The sequence below is a fragment of the Micromonospora sp. NPDC048905 genome, from assembly GCF_040649655.1.
In the GTDB taxonomy this organism is placed as follows: Bacteria; Actinomycetota; Actinomycetes; order Mycobacteriales; family Micromonosporaceae; genus Micromonospora.
In genome coordinates, this window is the sequence record NZ_JBEZFV010000004.1 from 19,837 (window position 1) to 37,567 (window position 17,731).

Sequence of the window (17,731 nt, forward strand, 5' to 3'; positions counted from 1 at the left end):
CCCCGTGGGCGCGCTGCGGGCGCTGGGCCAGTGCTGTGCGCCCCGCGCCCCCCCCCCGGCCGGACGCTCCTAGCCCTCCGAACTCACGGTTTCGGTTGTCGACAGTGGTGGGATGCCCCCGTGCGCCGGGACCGAACGTGCACGATCGCGGAGCAGGAAGGCGAGGCTCGGCGGCGCTCAGGAGGCCGTGGGCACCCCGTTAGCCGGTGGCGCGGCCGGGGTGGCCGTGTACTCGTTGACCGGCCCGTCCGCCTCGTCGGTCTCGTACGCCGGCCCGAAGTAGCTCTGCACTCCCCCGGTCACCCGGCTCAGCCGCTGACCGCCGTACCCGGAGTGGTCCTTCGCGGAGAAGCGCAGCGGTACCAGCCCGGGACCCTGGAAGCCGCCCTTCTGCACGGCCTCCAGCACCTTCTCCCGGGTGAGGTCCTTGCCGGCGGCGAGCAACGTCTGCACGAAGAGGTAACCGACCGACATGCCGTAGACGGTGTTGCCGTCGAACGGCGCGTCCCCGTTGTGCTCCTTGTTGATCTTGGTGAAGAGCTGGATCCACGGGTTCGCGGTGTCGTTCTGCATCGGCAGGTAGTTGGTGCCGACCATGCCCTCCAGGATCGGGGCGGCCGCGCCGAGCTGCTTGGCCAGGGTCGGGTAGTCGGCGCCGACGTTGGAGACCAGCCACTGCGCCTTGAAGCCCAGCCGGGCGGCGGTGCCGACGGAGAGCGCGGTGAAGCCGGGCACGGTGGCGAGCACGACGACCTTGCACCCAGCCGCCTTGAACGCGCCGATCTGCGGCGCCACGTTGGTGTTGCTGGTGACGTAGGTCTGCTTGACCGCCACGGCACCGGCGCCGAGCACCTTCTCCACGCCGGCCAGGCTGTCCCGGCCGAAGTCGTCGTCCTGGCCGAGGAAGCAGACCTTCTGGCCGGCCAGGTTCGCCTTCGCGTAGTTGGCGAGGATCTTGCCCTCGACCGTGTAGTCCGGGTTGAACCCGAACGTGCCCGGATACTTGTCCGGCTGGTCCCAACTGCGGCTGCCCGAGGCGACGAAGAGGTCCGGCACCCGGTTGCTCTTCAGGAAGTCGAGCACGCCACTGTGCGTCGGCGTGCCGAGACCGTTGAGGACGGCGAAGACCTTGTCCTGCAGGACGAGCTGGCGTACGACCTGCTGGGTGTTCGCCGGGTTGTAGCCGTCGTCCATGATCTTGTAGGTGATCTTCCGACCGTGCACGCCGCCGTTGGCGTTGACGTAGTCGAAGTACGCCTTCGTCGCCGGGGCGATCTTCGAGTAGCCGGCCGAGGCCGGCCCGGTGAGCGGCATGTGGGTGCCGACGACGACCTCGGTGTCGGTGACGCCCGGCACCGATGCCCCGCCGGGACCGGAGCCGTCGTCACCGCTGCAACCAGCGGCGGCGGCCAACAGGGCGATGGTGCTGGCGATCGCGAGACCACGTTGTGCCAAACGGTGCATGGAGAACACCGACCTTTCTCGGTCCGGTTTGTGGGGAACGGTGTGGGTGGTGGAACGCCCGGCCGGGGCCGGGCACGGAGCAGCTCAGGAACGCCGGGTCCGCAGACGCCGACCAAGACGGGACAGCAGTCCCTGTACGCCACCGGGTGCCGCGATCATGACGACGATCAAGGTGAGGCCGAAGATCGCCAGCGGCAGGTTTCCCTCCAGCCGCTGCGCCACCGCGGGCGAGAGCGTGAGCAACTCGGTCGCGGAGTGGGTGAGGTCGGGCAGGGCGACCAGTAGGACGGCCCCCCACAACGCGCCGGTGAGGCGGCCGAGACCACCGATCACCACGGCCATCAGCAGGAACAGCGACAGGGTCAGCGAGAACGCCCCGGGCGAGACGCTCTGCGCGAGCACCGCCAGCAGCGCCCCGCCGAGCCCGGCGGTGGCGGCACTGACCACGAACGCGAGGACCTGGGTGCGGGCCACGTGGATGCCGGCCAGTCGGGCCGCCACCTCGTCGTCCCGAACCGCCCGGAAGGTGCGCCCGTACCGGCTGCGGATCAGGTTGGCCAGCAGCAGCAACGCCAGCAGGGTCGCCGCGCCGGTGAGCCAGAGCTGCCACCGCTCGTAGGGGAAGTACGGGCCGAGCGACATCGGCGGCGGCTCCACCGGCACCGACAGCCCCTGCTCGCCGTTGAAGACACCGTCGAAGGTGACGGCCAGCGCCGGCACGACGACGGCCACCGCGAGGGTCACCCCGGCCAGGTAGGGACCGCGCAGCCGGGCCGCCGCCACGCCGACCACCGCACCGACCGCGACCGTGCTGACGATCGCCGCGCCCAGCGAGAGCGGCAGCAGCCAGCCGCTCGTCATCCCCCGGTCGGCGAACGCGTTCTGGCACAGGGCCACGGTGTACGCCCCGGTGGCCATCAACGCGCCGTGCCCGAGCGACAGTTGACCGTTGAGTCCGGTGAGGACGGTCAGCCCGGCGGTCGCGCAGAGGTAGGCGGCCACGGTGGCGAGCTGGAAGTTGCGGAACGGCTCGACGGCGTAGCTGACCCCGACCAGCAGGAGCCCGACGACGAGCACGATCGCGAGGTGGCGCAGCAGGGTCGAGCCGCGTCGCCGGTCGACGGGGCGGTCCGCCTCGGCGGTCTGCTGAATCGGCGGCACTGCCGCCCTCGTGGCGCTCACACCCGCCTCGCCGCGACCGGGGCGAACAGCCCACCGGGTCGGACCAGCAGCACCGCCAACAGCAGGACCAGCACCGCGAGCGGCGTCAGGTCGCTCCCGGCGTATCCGCTCACGTAGGAGAGCAGCAGCCCCACCACCAGGCCGCCGACCACCGCCCCCGGTGGGCTGTCCAGCCCACCGACCACCGCCGCGGTGAACGCCGAGACGAACACCAGGTCCATCGCGTGCGGGTGCAGGCCCAGCTCGGTCGGCATCACCAGCATGGCGGCCAGCGCGCCCACCCCGGAGGCGAGCGCCCAGCCGAGGGTCAACATGCCACCGACGTTGACCCCGAGCAGCCGGGACACCTCGGGGGCGAAGGCCGCCGCGCGCATCCGCAACCCGACCGGGGTACGGGCGAACATCCAGGCCAGGCCGCTGACCGCCACCGCGATCGTGGCGAAGACGAACAGGTCGTACGGTGACAGTACGGCCACCCCGCCGACGGTGAGCGCGGACCGACTGAACGGCGCCTCGGCGGGACGGAACTCGTTGCCGTACACCATGCCCAGCACGGCCTGGATCAACAGCACCAGCCCGAGCGCGACGATCACGGGGTTGAGCGGCGAGGCGTGGTCGACGTGCCGCATCACGACGCGGTCCACAAGCGCGCCGAGCAGCAGGCCGGCGACGATCGCGACCAGGAAGCCCAGCCAGTAGGAGCCGGTCGCGGCGCTGACGGTGTAGGCGACGTACGCGGCGGCGACGGCCATCGCCCCCTGGGCGAAGTTGACGACCCGCGCCGCCCGCCAGATGAGCACCAGGGCCAGCGCGAACGCGGCGTACACCGCGCCCCGGGACAGGCCGTCGATGGTGAGGAAGACGAAGCGGTCCAACAGTCCTCCCTCCGGGGGACGAGGTGGTGGTCAGAATCCGAGGTACGCGTGGCGCAGGTCGACGTCGTCACGCAGCTTCGCCGCCGGGGCGGCGATCACCACCTGACCGAGGGACATCACGACGCCCTGGTCGGCGACGGCGAGCGCGCTGCGCACGTTCTGCTCGACCAGCAGGACGGTCAGGCCGGTACGGTCGCGTAGCTGGCGCAGCAGGGCCATGGTCCGGGCGACCACCCGGGGCGCCAGGCCGAGCGACGGCTCGTCGAGCAGGAGCAGGCGAGGTCGGCCGACAAGTGCCCGGCCGAGCGCGAGCATCTGCCGCTCACCGCCGGAGAGCTGGTGGCCGAGGTGTCGGCGGCGTCGGGCCAGCGGCTCGAAGAGTTCGTAGACCTCGTCGAGGGCACGCGCCGCGTCGGCCCGGTCGCGCCGCCACAACCCGCCGAGCCGCAGGTTCTCGTCGACGGTCAGCTCACTGATCACGCCCCGCCCCTCCGGCACGTGCGCCATGCCGCGCCGGACGAGCTGCTCCACCGGCGTGCCGCGCAGGTCCTCCCCGGCGAGGAGCACCTGGCCAGCGGCCGGGCGGATCATGCCGGAGAGCGCGCGCAGCAGGGTGGTCTTGCCGGCGCCGTTGGCGCCGACGACCGCGGCGATGGTGCCGGCCGGGACGCTGAGGTCGATGGCCCGCAACACGGGCGCGGCGCCATAACCGGCGACCAGCCCCCGCACCACGAGCAGATCGGTCGCGGTCATGGGGAGACCTCCTCGACGGTGGCGCCGAGGTAGGCGTCGGTGACCGCCGGGTCGTCGCGGATCTCGTCCGGGGTGCCGGCGGCGATGACCCGGCCGAAGTCGAGCACCACGAGCTCGTCGCAGACGGCCATCACCAGGTCCATGTGGTGCTCGACCAGCAGCACCGCACAGGGGTCGTCGTCGCGCCGGGGCAGGTGCCGGACCAGCTCGGCCAGTTCGGCGATGTCGTCGGCGCCGAGGCCACCGGCGGGCTCGTCGAGCAGCAGCAGCCGGGGACGGGCGGCGAGCGCGCGGGCCAGGGCGACCCGCTGTCGTACGGCGAAGGGCAGTGTGGTGGGCGCGGCCTCGGCGTGCCCGGCGATCCCCAGGTCGTCGAGGATGGCCAGGGCGTGCTGACGGAGCCGGCGCTCGTCGCGGTCGCTGGCCGGCAGCCCGAGCAGGGCCGGGACGAAGCCCGAACGGGCGGTGTGGGAGGCGCCGGTCATCACGTTCTCCAGCACGGTCAGACCGGCGAAGAGGCCGGTCCCCTGCAGGGTCCGGGCGATGCCGAGCCGGGTCAGCCGGTGCGGACGTGGCCGCAGCGGTCGACCGTCGAGGGTGAGCGAGCCGGTCTCCGGCGCGACGAACCCGCAGATCACGTTGAACAGCGTGGTCTTGCCGGCGCCGTTGGGCCCGATCACGCCCACCACCCGGTTGGGCGGCACCCGCAGGGAGACGTCGTCGAGGGCGGTGAGGCCGCCGAAACGGACGCCGATGTGGTGCAGTTCGAGGCCGCGCTCCATCACCCATCCCTCTGTCGTGGCGGGTGTTTATTTACACTCGCAGTGTACGTTTCTCGGGTATCGCGTCAAGACCTTCAATGGCCCTGCGTGCACGCCGAAGGGGCGGCCGCCACCGGCGACCGCCCCGCGACCACGCTCAGGAACTGGGACAGGTGTTGCGATACTCCTCGATCTGCGATCCGCTCGGCCCGGGGCAGAGGAACTGCTCGTAGCGGGTGTCGTCGTCGACGAACCGCTTCAACCAGGCCACCATCTGCCGGGCGGTCGGCGTGTTCGTCGTCTGCGGGAAGAAGTGGCTCGCCCCGTTCAGCTCCAGGTACGCCTTCTCGGCGGAGGCCGGGATGCTGTTGTAGAACGGCACCGAGTGCGACGCGACGGGCGCGACGCTGTCGCTCTCGCCACCGATGATCAGCGTGGGCACCCGCAGCTCGGACCAGCTCTTGTCCAGGTTCCACGGCGCGAGCGGCACCGCGGCCTGCAACGACGGCCGCGACGAGGCCGCCTCCAGGCTGCCCCCGCCACCCATCGAGTGCCCGGCCACCGCGAGTCGACTGCTGTCGATCCGGGTGCGGACCGAGCTGCGCTGGGTGAGGTAGTCGAGCGCGGCCAGCAACTGGCGACCCCGGCTGTCCGGCTGGTCCAGCCGGCTGTTGGTCTCGATGCCGATCACCACGAAGCCGTGCGAGGCGATCCGCGGTCCGAGCCAGCTGATGCTGGACCAGGCGGCGGTGTAACCGGGCGAGATGGCGATGGCGCCGAAGGTGCCCTCGCTGGTGCTGGTCGGGTAGTAGATGACGCCGCCGCCGAAGCCGGTGACGCTCAGCGACGACACGCTCTGCGACGCCGTGGCGAACGGGCCGCGACTGGCCTCCAGGATCGAGGTGCTCGGTGCCGGGCCGCGCTCGTACGGGCCGGCGGCCTGCGCGGCACCGGTCGGGCCGGAGAGGACGCCACCGGCGACCAGGACGGCGGCCACCGCGAGTCGGGCTACGACGGAACGGGGACGGGTGGTGGTTGGTGAGGACACGTCGGGCACTCCCTAGGGTCGAGGGATATCGACGTACGTCAGTTTTGGCCGGTCCGCCGGTCCGCGCATCGGCGAAATCACCAGTTCCGACGCAGGTTGCCGGGATCGGTCGTGTTTCGACCCTCTGACCAGGGGTAGCAGGGCTCTCGCCTGCCCACACACGCTCCATGGAGGGGTTCGTCAAGTGGAAACGAGCAAGCCCGCCGAGGCGGTCAAGAACGCCGTGAAGACGGCCTCCGGAAAGATCGCCGACGCCCTGACCCCGGATGTCCCCGGCGCACCGGGTAGCGCGCCACCAAGCGTCGAGGAGCCGACGACGCCGCACGACCCGCTGCCGCCGAAGGCGGAACAGGGGGCACCGCAGACGCGTACGCCGACCGGCGCGGAGACCGGCGCACCGACGACCGCGAACGGTCAGCAGGGCGCCTACCTCACGACCGCGAACGGGGCGCGGCTGCGTGACACGGACCACTCGCTCAAGGCCGGCCCGCGCGGCCCGGTGCTCCTGCAGGACCACCACCTACGCGAGAAGATCACGCACTTCGATCACGAGCGCATCCCGGAGCGCGTGGTGCACGCCCGGGGCGCCGGTGCGCACGGCGTGTTCACCGCGTACGGCACCGCCGAGGCGGTCACCAGGGCCGGCTTCCTCAAGAAGGGACGCGAGACCGACGTCTTCGTGCGGTTCTCCACCGTGCTCGGCTCGCGCGGTTCGGCCGACACGGTCCGCGACACCCGCGGCTTCGCGACCAAGTTCTACACCGACGAGGGCACCTTCGACCTGGTCGGCAACAACATCCCGGTGTTCTTCATCCAGGACGCGATCAAGTTCCCGGACATCATCCACGCCGGCAAGCCGCACCCGGACCGGGAGATCCCGCAGGCGCAGAGCGCCCACGACACCTTCTGGGACTTCGTCTCGCTGCACACCGAGGCGCAGCACCACACCATCTGGAACATGTCCGACCGGGGCATCCCGCGGTCGTACCGGACGATGGAGGGCTTCGGTGTGCACACCTTCCGCCTCGTCAACGAGGCCGGGGAGACGGTGCTGGCCAAGTTCCACTGGAAGCCCAAGCTCGGTGTGCACTCCCTGACCTGGGAGGAGGCACAGCTGATCGGGGGCATCGACCCGGACTTCCACCGGCGCGACCTCTACGACGCGATCGAGGCCGGCGCGTACCCCGAGTGGGAGCTGGGCATCCAGGTCTTCCCGGACACCCCGGAGGAGACCTTCGCCGGCATCGACCTGCTGGACCCGACGAAGATCGTGCCGGAGGAGCTGGCCGAGGTGCAGCCCATCGGGCGGCTGGTGCTCAACCGGACGCCGACGAACTTCTTCGCCGAGACCGAGCAGGTCGCCTTCCACCTGGGCCACCTGCCGCCCGGCATCGACGTGACGAACGACCCGCTGTTGCAGGGCCGGCTCTTCTCGTACGTCGACACGCAGCTCACCCGGCTGGGCGGTCCCAACTTCACGCAGATCCCGATCAACCGCCCGCACGCCGCCGTGAACGACATGCTGCGCGACGGCTTCCACCAGCACGCCGTGCACGCGGGCGTCGCACCGTACCGGCCGAACTCGCTCGACGGCGGCAACCCGTTCCCCGCAGGCGACGCCGAGCACGCGTTCGTCGACGTGCCGGTCACGGTGGCGCAGGCGCCGAAGGTACGCGCCAACCCGGCGTCGTTCGACGACCACTACAGCCAGGTACGCCTCTTCTGGTCGAGCATGTCGCCGGTCGAGAAGGAGCACATCATCCGGGCGTACACCTTCGAGCTGGGCAAGTGCTACCACCAGGCGATCAAGGAGCGTCAGCTCCAGTGCCTCGCCAACGTCGACCCGGTGCTCTGCGAGCAGGTCGCCACGGGGCTGGGCCTGCCCGCCCCGCAGCCGACCGTGCCGCTGCCCGACGTCACGCCCAGCCCGGCGCTGTCGCAGGTCGGCCGGGAGTGGCCGAGTGACGGCCGGATGGTCGGCATCGTCGTCGACCCCGACGGCGACCTGGACGACGTCGACGAGGTCCGGCGGGCCGTTTTCGCGGCCGGCATGGTGCCGCTGCTGATCGCCCCGCACGGTGGCACGGTGGGCGGCATGGCGGTGCAGCGCACCTTCGCCACCGGCCGGTCCGTCGAATTCGACGCGGTCCTGCTGGCCGGAGCGCCGGTGCCCGCGCCGGATGCCGTCCCGGCCCGCGATGCCAAGGCGGGCAGGCCGGGACCGGCCGCCGTCGATCCGCGCGTGCTGCTGCTCGTCGAGGAGAGCTGGCGGCACGCCAAGGCCGTCGGCGCCTGGGGTGCCGGCGTCACCGTGCTGGAGCAGGCCGGGGTGGCCGGCACGCCCGGCGTCGTGACGGCGGACTCCGGTGCCGAGGCGCTAGCGGCCGTGCAGCAGTTGATGGCCGCGCACCGGGTGTGGGAGAGGTTCCCCGCCACGGTCGCCTGACCCGCACACCGAGGGGCTGCCCTCCCCCGCACGGGGAGGACAGCCCCTCGGGCTGTCCCGGGGCAGCCGTCAACTCCGGGTCCAGCGCAGGTCGTTCGTCCCGGCGCCGCAGCCGCGCTGTTCGACGAGCGCGCCGTCCGCGGTGCTCTGGTCGACCGCGCCCAGGCACAGTTGGCTGTGCGCGTTGACCAGGTGGCGGTCCGCGTCGAGGGTGAACCGCTGCGCCGGTGTCGTGTTGCAGGTGGTGAGCTGGATTGCCGCACCGGCGTCGCTGGAGGCGCCGAGCACGTCCAGGCACCGGCCACCGAGCCGCACGCTGCCGTCCGGTCCCGTCGTCCAGAGCTGGTTGGCGGCGCGGTCGTCGCGGCAGTCCCAGAGTCGGAGCCGGACCGGGTCGGGCGACTGCGGCGTCGCGATGTCCAGGCACCGCTTGCTCGCGGTCCCGACGAGCCGGTAGCCCGACCGGGCCGGTGACGTGCTCGGCGTCGGTGATCCGCTGCTCGGAGGTGTGCCGGTCGGTGTGCTGCCGACCCCCGCCGACGCGGGCCGGAACCCCGAGGTGACCTTCCGGAACGCGTCGACACCCCAGGCGGTCTCGGGCGTGAACCAGGCGAGGCTGTAGCCCTTGCGGTCCGCCGTCCGGAAGGTCCGCTGACGGGCGTGCATCGCCGTGCCACCGTCGCCGGTGTAGAGCCACTCCAGGTCGGCGGCCCTGAGCTGGTAGTTGACGGCGAGCAGTTCGACCTGGCGATAGTCGCGATACCGCTCGCTGACCGCCGAGCCGTCCAGCTCGGCCAGCGGGTCGGTGCGCGGCGTGTCGGTCTGGCTGACCACGAGCATCCGTTCGCCGTCCGGCTCGTGGAACTCGACCCGCTGGCCCCGCCGGACGATCTGCCAGTCGCGCGGCGCCGGCACCACGAAGCCACTGCCGTCCCGGTAGGCCGACCAGGCGATCGGCCCGGGAGCGGCGACGCTCGGTGGGCCGCCGGGCGTCGGCGTCGTACCCGGCGCGGCGGCCCCCACCAGCTCGGCACCGTCGCCATTCGGACGCGGCGTGGATCGGATGGCCAGCGGAATGCCGATCACCAGGCCGAGCGCCAGCGCGACCGCGACACCACCGAGCAGCCAGGTCCGCCGACGGCGGCCCGTCGCGGGGCCGTCACCGTCCAACCGGGAGCCAGGCCCGGTCGGGGGTACGTCGTCGGTGCCGGATTCGGCCGCCACCGCCAGGGCGGGGGTCCCCGGTGGACGCGTTCCCGCCGTGGGCAGCGCGGTGCCGTCGAGGGCCGCGCGCAGCAGCCGCTCGGCGGTGTCGGCGTCCATCCGCTCGGCCGGGTCCTTGCGCAGCAGGCCGGCCAACACCGGGGCGAGCGGTCCCGCGTTCCGTGCGGCGGGTGGTGGTTCGGTGACCAGCGCGGTGAGGCTCATCAGACTGGACGGCCGGGCGTACGGCGACTGACCCTCGACCGCCGCGTACAGGGTCGCGCCGAGTGACCACAGGTCGCCCTCGGGGCCGACGGTGCCGCGCATGGCGCGCTCCGGGGAGACGTACGCGGGCGAGCCGAGCACCACACCGCTGAGCGTCAGGTTCACATCTTCGACGGCGGTGGCCAGGCCGAAGTCGGTGAGCACGATCCGGCCGTCCGCGCCGACGAGGATGTTCGCGGGTTTGACGTCGCGGTGCATGATGCCGGCGCGGTGGGCGGCGCGGAGCGCGCCGAGCACGGCCAGCCCGATGGCGGCCGCCCGCACCGGTGGGATCGGGCCGTCGGTGGTGATGGCGTCGTGCAGTGACCGGGACGGCACGTACTCCATCACGATCTGCGGATCACCGTCGGCGCCCACCAACACGTCGAAGACCCGGACGACGTTGACGTGGTCGAGCTGCGCGATCGCCCGAGCCTCCCGAAGCGACCGGATCCGCAATTCCTGGCGCGCCTCATTGGTCAGACCGGGCGGTGGAACGATTTCCTTGACGGCGACGTCCCGCTGCAGCATTCGGTCGTGGGCTTTCCACACTCGGCCCATTCCGCCCTGGCCGAGGAGTTCCACGACGTCATACCGATCGGTAACAAGAAGCGGCAACATCTGCGACACGCGGAGAGGCTACCTGGGACACCGCGCGAGCAATTTTCGGGCAGTCGGAACGGCCGCTTACGTGATCCGTCTCATTACCGCCGCGAAATTGGTCCTCTGTACACGGTGGCTCCGTTTTCCGCGACCGCGTCGCGGCGAAGTCAGCCGATGTCCGCCAGTCGGGGCAGCACCTCGTCGCCGAGCCGCTCGGCGAACTCGACCGGGTGCCGGTCCGGGGTCACCTGCACCTCGCTCACACCGAGCGCGGCGTAGTCGGACACCTCGGCGAGGAACGCGTCGGTGTCGTCCAGCGGCGACCGGGAGGCGACCACCGTCTTCTCGATGGTGTCGTAGTCGCGGCCCTCGGCGGCGCAGTGCCCGCGCAGCACGTCCAGCTTGCGCGCCACGTCGTCGGCGCCCGCACGGCCGAACAGGTTGCAGGCGTCGGCATAGCGCGCCACCAGCAACAGCGTCTTCTTCTCGCCCCCGCCACCGATCATGATGGGCGGGTGCGGTCGGCGCAGCGGCTGCGGCGAGTTGATGGTCTCGGCGAGCTGGTAGTGGCGTCCGTCGAACGGGCCGTCGTCGGCACTCCACATCTGCAGGCAGATGCGCAGCGTCTCCTCCAGCCGCTCGAACCGCTCGGCCACCGGTACCACCGGCACGCCCAGCCCGAGCTGCTCCCGCTCGTACCAGGAGGCGCCGATGCCGAGGCGGGCCCGGCCGCCGGAGAGCACGTCGAGGGTCGTCACGGTCTTGGCCAGCAACCCCGGGTACCGGTACATCACACCGGTTACCAGCACGCCCAACGTCATCCGCTGGGTCTTCGCCGCGACGTAGCCCAGCGTCGTGTACGCCTCCAGCATCGGCTCCTCGGCGGCGAACACCGCGTCCATCTGGAAGAAGTGGTCCATCACCGTGAACGACGCGACGCCGGCCTGCTCGGCGGTGGTGGCCGCCTGCGCCAGGGTGGGCGCGATCGCGGTCGGATCGGCCGGGGTCGAGTAGTTCCAGTAGTGCAGCCCGAGCTTCATGTTCGGCACCTCCGCACCGAGCCTAGGGGACGTCTCGCGACCTGTCTCGTGGGCTGGTCGCGTCCATTACCGGTTCATGACAATTCGTGGACCACGCGCGGATATCCGGCTGGCAGCTTCTGCTGAGTGATCCAACAGTTGTCTCCCACCGAGTCCCAGCCCGTCGAAACGCAACCGGAGGCGACGCGCGTCCGGTTTCGCCACCGGTACTGGACCGGGACCGTCTCCAGCGGGCGGCAGACACACCGGGCGCAGTGGGCCGACGCGGCGAAGGGCGTCTGCATCATCCTCGTCGTCCTGTGGCACGTCGTGGTGAAGGACTACCTGCAGATCGACTGGCACGTCGGCGTACCGGTGCCGGGCCTGTGGGGAACGCTCGGTGAGCAGTTCCTGCCGCTACGGATGCCGCTGTTCTTCACCATCTCGGGCGTCTTCGCGGCGAACGCCGCGCAGCGGCCGTGGCGGGTCGTCGCCCGCAGCCGGATCGGCGGGTTCCTCTACCTGTACGTCGTGTGGCTGCTGATCCACACCGCGGTCCTCGCCACCGCCCCACAGTTGCCGACCGACCGCGCCACCTCCGTCCTCGGCCTGCTGGAGCAGCTCACCATCACGCCGTCCAACCTCTGGTACCTGTACGCGCTGGCGCTGTACTTCACAGTCGCCAAGGCGACCCGCCGGGCGCCCCGGGCGCTGGTCCTCGTACCTGCCGCGGCGTTGTCCGCGATCGCCGCCGCCGGCCTGCTCGACACCCCGGGCAACCGGGCCGGCCTCTACCAGAACCTGGTCTTCTTCCTCGCCGGCCTGTCCCTGCGACCGCAGGTCGAGCGGTGGGCGGACACCGCCAGCGGACGCCGCCTCGTGCTGACCTCGGGCGCCTACGCGCTCGCGCTCGCCGCGATGGCGGCGGCCGGCGCCCAGCAGTGGTTCGGCGTATGGACGGCGGTGTCCGTGCTGGCAGTGATCTTCGGCATAACCGCCGCTGCCCGGCTGGCCCGGTGGTCGGCGCTCAGCACTCCGCTGGCTAGGCTCGGCCGCATCACACTGCCGATCTACGTCATTCACATGCCGGTCCTGGCCCTGCTGCACCGGCTGTTACTCGTACCGGTTTCCGGCCTGGACCGGTCCGCCCAGGGCCTGATCGTGCTCGGTTATCCGATTCTGCTGAGCGGGCTGGTGATCGTCCTGAGCCTGGCCGTCCACCGCGGGCTGTTGGCGGTGCACGCGCGTTGGCTGTTCGCGCTCCCCGGCCCCCACCGGGCGGAGGCGGCCGGATGAGCGCCCTGGCCGAGGCGGTGGTCGACCTCGGGGCGATCGCCGACAACGTGCGCGCCATCACGTCGCTCACCGGCACCGACCTGATGGCGGTGGTGAAGGCGGACGGGTTCGGCCACGGCGCGGTGCAGGTGGCCCGTGCCGCGCTGCGCGCCGGCGCCCGTTGGCTGGGGGTGACCTCGACGGCCGAGGCGCTGGCCCTGCGTACGGCGGGTGTGACCGCCCCCACGCTGAGCTGGCTGCACCGGCCGAACGACGACTTCGGGGCGTTGATCACGGCGGGCGTCGACATCGGGGTGTCCACCACGACGCACCTGCATGCCGTCGTCGACGCGGTCCACCTGCTCGGCGTACCGGCGATGGTGCACCTCAAGGCGGACACCGGTCTGTCCCGCAACGGGGCCGCCGGGGACGACTGGCCGGAGTTGGTGGGTTGGGCCCGCAAGTACGAGCGGGAGGGCGCGGTCCGGGTACGCGGGGTGTGGTCCCACCTCGTCGACGCGGACCTGCCGGGCGCTCCCGAGCTGAATCGGCAGGTGGCGACCTTCGAGGAGGCGTTGCGGGTGACCCGCGCCGCCGGCCTCGACCCGGACCTGGTTCACCTGGCCAACTCGGCCGCCGCGCTGTCCGCACCGCGGACCCGCTACGACCTCTGCCGGATCGGGATCGCGCTGTACGGCGTGGACCCGTTCGGGGCGAGCGGTCCGGGCGAGTTCGGGTTGACCGCGGCGATGACGTTGCGCACGAGTGTGGTCAACGTCAAGCGGGTGCCCGCCGGCACGAGCGTCTCCTACGGTCCCGACCACGTCACCGCCGCGCCGACCACGCTGGCGCTGCTGCCGCTCGGCTACGCCGACGGGTTGCCCCGCGCCACCGGCGGTCGCGCCGAGGTGTGGCTCGGCGGCCGACGCTGCCCCATCGTCGGGCGCGTCGCCATGGACCAGTGCGTGGTCGACGCCGGGGACCTTCCGGTGACGATCGGCGACCCGGTCGTGGTCTTCGGTCCCACCGAGGGTGACCAGGCCCCACCGACGGTCGTCGAGTGGGCCCGCTGGGCCGACACCAACCCGCACGAGATCTTGACCGGGATCGGGCCGCGGGTGGCCCGTGACCATCTCCACGAAAGGGCACGGAATTCATGACGACCCGACTGGCAGTGCTGTACGGCGGGCAGAGCGGCGAGCACGAGGTGTCCTGCCGCTCGGCGCAGAGCATCCTCGCCAACCTGGACCGGGAGCGGTACGAGGTCACCGAGGTACTCATCGACCGTGCCGGCGGGTGGCACGTCGGCGGTCGCCCGACGACACTCCCCCAGGCGCTGCGCGTGCTGCGTACACAGGATGTGGTGTTCCCGGCCCTGCACGGCCCGTACGGCGAGGACGGCACGGTGGCGTCGCTGCTGGAGTGGCTCGGCGTGCCGTATGTCGGAAACGGTGTCTTCGCCAGCGCCGCCGGCATGGACAAGGGTGTCACCAAGCGGCTCCTCGCGGCGGAGGGCCTGCGGGTCAGCCCGGGGGTGACCCTGCGCCCCGGCGAGGAGTTGTCGCCCACCGACCGGCAACGGCTGGACCTGCCGGTCTTCGTCAAGCCGGCCCGGGCTGGTTCCAGCCTGGGCGTGGTCAAGGTGGACGAGTGGGCGGGTGTGCCCGCCGCGCTGGAGCAGGCCCGTGCGGTCGACCCGAAGGTGCTTGTCGAGCAGGGGGCGCGCGGGCGGGAGATCGACGTGGCGGTCCTCCAGCACCCGGACGGGCGGGTGCAGGCCGGCCCGCCGCTGGAGATCCGGGTGACCGGTCCCGGCTTCTTCGACTACGACGCGAAGTACGACGGCGGGGCGGCGTTCCAGATCCCCGCCCCGCTCGACGCGGAGACCACCGAGGTGCTCCAGGACCGGGCGATCCGCGCCTTCCGCGCCCTGGACTGCCGTGGCCTGCTCCGGGTCGACTTCTTCCTGCCCGCCGAGGGGTCACCCGAGCCCATCGTGAACGAGGTCAACACGTTCCCGGGTTTCACCGCCGCGTCGCAGTTCCCGCAGATCTGGGCGCAGGCCGGTCTCGGCTTCGCCGCGCTGATCGACATCCTGATCGCCGGCGCGCTCGTCGATGAGGACCGGGGTCGCCACACCGGGCTGCCCCGGCAGGCGCGACCCGTCGACCTGGCGCGCAGCGGCGGTCGGCACGCGGTCACCTGAGCGGGCACGGCCGGGGTGGCCGGGCGCCGTCGGACCCGACGATGGTGACCGGCGTGGAATTCTCCGCCAGGCCGGACTGGGCCGCGGCGTCGGCCACCGTGCAGATGATCTGGTCGGCCGCCCTCGACGACAGCGACCGCGCCGCGCCGGCCGTCCGCACCGTGAGGTCGTCGGACCGGTTGGTTCCGGACGTCAGCGTGACCGGGTCGAGCCCGGCGGGCACCTCGCTGGTGAAGCCCTGCTTGCGTTCGTTCTCGTCGGGGCCGGCAGCGAGCAGGGTGAGCGCGTTGGCGGGCGAGGCGTCCGCCGACGCCGGGCGGAGGGCCAGCACGAGTTCACCCTGCGCGAGCAGGTAGAGCCCGACGCCCCGGGAGGGTCCGCTGACCGCGGGCCGGCCGGTGATGACCCCACTGGGCCGGACCCCGCAGCCGCCGGTGGCGAGCAGCGTGAGCACAACGCCACCGGCGAGCAGCGCGCGCCTGGTCACCGGGCACCTCCGGCGTCCGCCGGGTCGCGGGGCAGGCGGAGGGTGAACACCGCTCCGCCGCCGGGGGCGTTGCCCGCGACGAGGCTCCCCCGCCGGTCGCCGTGGTGGTGCAGGCGCGCGTTCTCCCAGGAGATGGCGAGGCCGAGGCCGCTGCCCTCGGAACGGGTCCGCGCGGTGTCGGCCTTGTAGAAGCGGTCGAACACGTGCGGCAGGACCGTCGGGTCCAGCCCCGGCCCCTGGTCGGCGACCTCGATGGTGACCCAGTCCGCGTCCGCGCGCAGGCGTACGGACACCGGCTCGGTGCCGTGCCGGAAGGCGTTGCCCACCAGGTTGGCGACGATGACGTCGAGCCGGCGGGGATCCAGCCGGGCCACGACTCCGGGCGGCAGGTCGGCGCGTACCCGGTCGAGCCAACCCCGGATCCGCAGGGTCGCGGTCACCGCCGCGGCCACGTCCACGTCGTCCAGGGCGAGCCGTGCGGTGCCGGAGTCGAACCTGCTGACCTCGATGAGGTCGTTGACCAGCTGGGTGAGGTTCTGCGTCTCCCGGCTGACCAGCCGGGCGGCCCGGCCCGCGTCACCGGGCAGGTGCTCCGCCTCCTCGTCGAGCACGTCGGTGACCGCCGTCATCGCCGCCAGTGGCGTACACAGTTCGTGCGAGACGTCGGCCACGAAGCGGCGGGCGTCGGACTCCATCCTCCGCAGCTCTCCGACCTGCCGTTCCAGCGTCCCGGCGGTGTCGTTGAAGGTTCGCGCCACATCGGCCAGCTCGTCGGCGCCCCGGACGGTCAGCCGGGTGCTCAGGTCGCCCTCGCCGAGGCGGCGTGCCGCCCGGCCCAGGTCGCGGACGGGTCGCAGCACACCGCGGGCGGCGAGCAGGGCCAGCAGGACGGCGAGGAGCAGGGACAGCCCGCCGGTCTGCCACGCCCGGGTGGCGAGCCGGTCGATGCTCTGCTGCTCGGGCACGAGGTTGCGCACCGAGTAGACCTCCAGCCCGGACGGCCGGGACGTGCCGTCGGACACCTCGAGGGCCAGCTGGGTGCCGATGAGCAGCCAGGGCTGTCCGTCGCGCGAGATCCGCTGCCAGGCGATCCGTCCGTCGTCGACCTCCCGGCGCAGCTCGGGGGTGAGCGGGTCGGCGATCTCCGCGCCGCCCGGTGACCGCATGTCCCGGTAGACGACCACCGCGAAGCTCTGCCGGTCGGAGAGCCGCTGGGCCAGCAGGTCGAGGTCAGCCTGGGTCGGCGGGAGCTGGGCGATCGGGTAGACCGTGGTGAGTTGGTCGGTCAGCGACAGCACGGCGGCGTCCTGCGCCTGTTGCAGGATGACGGTGCGGGCCTGGACGTAGCTGCCACTGGCCACGGCCGCCGTCGTGGTCACGCCCAGCAGCGCGAAGGTCAGCAGCAGCCGGACCCGCAGGCCCAGGACCCGGGCACTGGCCCAGCGGGTCACAGCGGCCCGAAACGGTAGCCGAAGCCGCGCACGGTCTGGATGAAGACCGGCGCCGACGAGTCGACCTCGATCTTGGCACGCAGCCGCTGGACGCACGCGTCCACGAGTCGCGAGTCCCCGAGATACCCGTGCTCCCACACGGCCTCCAGCAGTTGCTGGCGGCTGAGCACCTGGCCCGGGGTGTGCGAGAGTTCGAGCAGCAGGCGCAGCTCGGTCGGCGCCAGGCCGACCGGCGTCCCGTCCTTGCTGACCACGAGCGCGGCCCGGTCGATGGTCAGCGGGCCGTACTGTTCCACCGCGGCGCGCTCGCCGGCGGGACGCCGCGACTCGCCACCGGTGCGGCGGAGCACCGCGCGGATGCGCGCCTCGAGCACCCGGGCCTGCACGGGCTTGACCACGTAGTCGTCCGCGCCGGCCTCCAGGCCCGCCACCACGTCCATGTCGTCGTTGCGGGCGGTGAGCATGATGATCGGCAGGTCGCCGAGCTGCCGAATCCGGCGGCACACCTCGAACCCGTCCATCCCGGGCAGCATCAGGTCGAGGACCACCACGTCGGACGAGGTCGTGCGCAGCCGGTCCAACCCCTGCTCACCGGTCCCGACGGCGTGCACGGTGTGGCCCTGTCGGGTGAGCGCCAGTTGCAGCCCGTCCCGCACCGTCTGGTGGTCTTCGATCAGCAGCACCTGGGACATGT

General features: G+C 72.1%; 15 protein-coding genes. 4 read left to right on the forward strand and 11 right to left on the reverse strand.

The genetic code is table 11. From position 1 onward, the window contains the following. Positions 1-177: 177 nt before the first annotated feature. From AB0C01_RS11585 to AB0C01_RS11610, 6 genes are all read right to left on the reverse strand, one after another. Positions 178-1,464: an ABC transporter substrate-binding protein gene (locus tag AB0C01_RS11585; protein WP_357249736.1), complete on the reverse strand. Its 1,287-nt coding sequence runs from the start codon at positions 1,462-1,464 to the stop codon at positions 178-180. Positions 1,465-1,548: 84 nt separating this feature from the next. Continuing rightward, positions 1,549-2,646, reverse strand: a complete 1,098-nt coding sequence (locus AB0C01_RS11590) for a branched-chain amino acid ABC transporter permease (RefSeq protein WP_357249739.1) — start codon at positions 2,644-2,646, stop codon at positions 1,549-1,551. Further along, the gene (locus tag AB0C01_RS11595) at positions 2,643-3,521 is read right to left on the reverse strand and encodes a branched-chain amino acid ABC transporter permease (RefSeq protein WP_357249741.1); all 879 of its coding nucleotides are present in this window, start codon (positions 3,519-3,521) and stop codon (positions 2,643-2,645) included. Before AB0C01_RS11595 ends, AB0C01_RS11590 begins: the two co-directional genes overlap by 4 nt. A gap of 30 nt (positions 3,522-3,551) precedes the next feature. Beyond that, entirely contained in the window at positions 3,552-4,274 is a 723-nt protein-coding gene (locus AB0C01_RS11600) for an ABC transporter ATP-binding protein (protein WP_357570974.1), read from the reverse strand. Beyond that, complete coding sequence (locus tag AB0C01_RS11605; RefSeq protein ID WP_357570975.1) at positions 4,271-5,056, reverse strand: ATP-binding cassette domain-containing protein; 786 nt, start codon at positions 5,054-5,056, stop codon at positions 4,271-4,273. Before AB0C01_RS11605 ends, AB0C01_RS11600 begins: the two co-directional genes overlap by 4 nt. A 136-nt stretch (positions 5,057-5,192) precedes the next feature. Then, entirely contained in the window at positions 5,193-6,083 is an 891-nt protein-coding gene (locus AB0C01_RS11610; RefSeq protein ID WP_357570976.1) for an alpha/beta hydrolase, read from the reverse strand. A 184-nt stretch (positions 6,084-6,267) separates the two neighbouring features. Between AB0C01_RS11610 and AB0C01_RS11615 the strand changes: the two genes are divergently transcribed. After that, positions 6,268-8,529 carry a catalase gene (locus AB0C01_RS11615; protein WP_357249753.1) on the forward strand — a complete coding sequence of 754 codons (2,262 nt, stop codon included), beginning with the start codon at positions 6,268-6,270 and terminating at the stop codon, positions 8,527-8,529. Between the two features lie 69 nt (positions 8,530-8,598). Here AB0C01_RS11615 and AB0C01_RS11620 read toward each other — a convergent pair whose 3' ends face one another. Together AB0C01_RS11620 and AB0C01_RS11625 are read right to left on the reverse strand one after the other, a co-directional pair. Beyond that, on the reverse strand, positions 8,599-10,617 hold the full coding sequence (locus AB0C01_RS11620) for a serine/threonine protein kinase (RefSeq protein ID WP_357571331.1): 2,019 nt from the start codon (positions 10,615-10,617) through the stop codon (positions 8,599-8,601). Positions 10,618-10,766: 149 nt separating this feature from the next. Beyond that, positions 10,767-11,639 carry an LLM class F420-dependent oxidoreductase gene (locus AB0C01_RS11625; protein ID WP_357570977.1) on the reverse strand — a complete coding sequence of 291 codons (873 nt, stop codon included), beginning with the start codon at positions 11,637-11,639 and terminating at the stop codon, positions 10,767-10,769. 126 nt (positions 11,640-11,765) lie between these two features. Here AB0C01_RS11625 and AB0C01_RS11630 point away from each other — a divergent pair, with 126 nt between their 5' ends. From AB0C01_RS11630 to AB0C01_RS11640, 3 genes are read left to right on the forward strand one after another with little or no spacing between them, the layout of a single operon-like run. Next, positions 11,766-12,914 (forward strand): acyltransferase, encoded by a 1,149-nt coding sequence (locus AB0C01_RS11630; protein ID WP_357570978.1) that lies wholly within the window; start codon positions 11,766-11,768, stop codon positions 12,912-12,914. After that, a complete protein-coding gene (gene alr / locus AB0C01_RS11635) occupies positions 12,911-14,053 on the forward strand; it encodes an alanine racemase (RefSeq protein WP_357570979.1) in 1,143 nt (380 codons plus the stop codon). The genes AB0C01_RS11630 and alr overlap by 4 nt, the downstream gene beginning before the upstream one ends. Further along, positions 14,050-15,099, forward strand: coding sequence for a D-alanine--D-alanine ligase family protein (locus AB0C01_RS11640; RefSeq protein ID WP_357249766.1), 1,050 nt, complete (start codon positions 14,050-14,052; stop codon positions 15,097-15,099). Before alr ends, AB0C01_RS11640 begins: the two co-directional genes overlap by 4 nt. Here the strand turns inward: AB0C01_RS11640 and AB0C01_RS11645 are convergent. From AB0C01_RS11645 to AB0C01_RS11655, 3 genes are read right to left on the reverse strand one after another with little or no spacing between them, the layout of a single operon-like run. Continuing rightward, on the reverse strand, positions 15,092-15,586 hold the full coding sequence (locus tag AB0C01_RS11645; RefSeq protein ID WP_357570980.1) for a hypothetical protein: 495 nt from the start codon (positions 15,584-15,586) through the stop codon (positions 15,092-15,094). The two genes, AB0C01_RS11640 and AB0C01_RS11645, sit on opposite strands and share 8 nt — an antisense overlap. Next, positions 15,583-17,037, reverse strand: a complete 1,455-nt coding sequence (locus AB0C01_RS11650) for a HAMP domain-containing sensor histidine kinase (protein ID WP_357570981.1) — start codon at positions 17,035-17,037, stop codon at positions 15,583-15,585. Before AB0C01_RS11650 ends, AB0C01_RS11645 begins: the two co-directional genes overlap by 4 nt. Further along, on the reverse strand, positions 17,034-17,729 hold the full coding sequence (locus AB0C01_RS11655) for a response regulator transcription factor (RefSeq protein ID WP_357249775.1): 696 nt from the start codon (positions 17,727-17,729) through the stop codon (positions 17,034-17,036). The genes AB0C01_RS11650 and AB0C01_RS11655 overlap by 4 nt, the downstream gene beginning before the upstream one ends. Between the last annotated feature and the right edge of the window lie 2 nt (positions 17,730-17,731).

What these genes read in the sequence shown, in the direction of transcription:
- AB0C01_RS11620 (WP_357571331.1), bottom strand. Translation starts at nt 10,617, where the DNA reads ATGTTGCCGCTTCTTGTTACCGATCGGTATGACGTCGTGGAACTCCTC.
- AB0C01_RS11600 (WP_357570974.1), bottom strand. Translation starts at nt 4,274, where the DNA reads ATGACCGCGACCGATCTGCTCGTGGTGCGGGGGCTGGTCGCCGGTTAT.
- AB0C01_RS11640 (WP_357249766.1), top strand. Translation starts at nt 14,050, where the DNA reads ATGACGACCCGACTGGCAGTGCTGTACGGCGGGCAGAGCGGCGAGCAC.
- AB0C01_RS11585 (WP_357249736.1), bottom strand. Translation starts at nt 1,464, where the DNA reads ATGCACCGTTTGGCACAACGTGGTCTCGCGATCGCCAGCACCATCGCC.
- alr (WP_357570979.1), top strand. Translation starts at nt 12,911, where the DNA reads ATGAGCGCCCTGGCCGAGGCGGTGGTCGACCTCGGGGCGATCGCCGAC.
- AB0C01_RS11605 (WP_357570975.1), bottom strand. Translation starts at nt 5,056, where the DNA reads ATGGAGCGCGGCCTCGAACTGCACCACATCGGCGTCCGTTTCGGCGGC.
- AB0C01_RS11655 (WP_357249775.1), bottom strand. Translation starts at nt 17,729, where the DNA reads ATGTCCCAGGTGCTGCTGATCGAAGACCACCAGACGGTGCGGGACGGG.
- AB0C01_RS11625 (WP_357570977.1), bottom strand. Translation starts at nt 11,639, where the DNA reads ATGAAGCTCGGGCTGCACTACTGGAACTACTCGACCCCGGCCGATCCG.